This is a genomic window from Helicobacter mehlei, from assembly GCF_007280785.1.
GTDB classification, from domain to species: domain Bacteria; phylum Campylobacterota; class Campylobacteria; order Campylobacterales; family Helicobacteraceae; genus Helicobacter; species Helicobacter mehlei.
The window spans coordinates 1-846 of the sequence record NZ_VKGC01000062.1 but is presented as its reverse complement, the minus strand read 5'-3'; the positions used below and the strand labels follow the sequence as shown (position 1 = coordinate 846).

1 protein-coding gene is annotated in these 846 nt (G+C 53.0%); it reads right to left on the bottom strand.

Features of this window, described 5'->3' with window-relative positions; genetic code table 11:
* Positions 1 to 163: 163 nt before the first annotated feature.
* Complete coding sequence (locus FNE76_RS08085; RefSeq protein WP_268903671.1) at positions 164 to 841, bottom strand: restriction endonuclease subunit S; 678 nt, start codon at positions 839 to 841, stop codon at positions 164 to 166.
* Positions 842 to 846: the final 5 nt, after the last annotated feature.

The following is an 846-nucleotide window of genomic DNA, read 5'->3' as shown; positions in this document are numbered from 1 at the left end:
CCCGCGGGGTGTTCCCCCTCTTATTAACCCCCCCCCCCTTAATAAAAAACAACCCCCCCCCCCCCACACCCCCCCCCCCCCCCCCCCCCCCCCCGCCCCCCCCCCCCCCCCCCCCAGTGGCAGGGCTGTTATCTTTAAATTTCATTGATGAATCCTTTAGGTTTTAAACGCGTATTGTATCCTCATACGCCTTTAATCTTTGATCCCACAACGCCTTTACCCTTTCAATGTGTTGTTTTTCTAGGGCTTTGATGAAGTGCTCCATGTATTCATAGGTAATTTGGTCTTGGATCACGGGCAAGGGGATTTTAAAGTTCTCTACATCTTGGTGGGTGGCGTTCATGCCCCATGTGAAAGTTTTAAACGCCTTTTGGCAACACACCGCGATAAAAAGCGCGCTCCACCTTGTCATGCCAAATTTGGGGATTAAAACTTTAATCTTATTACCCGTAAAGTAGGGGGTTTCTTGGTAAAACACGCTAAAGGTGTCCATCGCAAAGCTTAGAGTGTTGCCCGGGTTTAAATAAACCTCTTGCTCTTGGATAAACCCCCGAATGCCATTATTACGCGCGCTCCGCACCACATAGGGGTAAAAGCCCTCTTTAGGGTTTTCCTCAATGTTTAAAGTGTTGGCATGGAAAATCTTTTTAGACATAGCCACTTCAAAAATGTCTTTGATTTTAAACTCCTGCCATTTAAAACTATCTAGACTTACCCCCCCCCCCCCCCCCCCCCCCCCCCGGGGGGGGGGGGGGGGGGGGGGGGGGGGGGGGGGGGGGGGGGGGGGGGGGGGGCGGGGGGGTTTTCCCCCTATTAAAACCGGGGGGGGCTTTGTAGCCACAACCG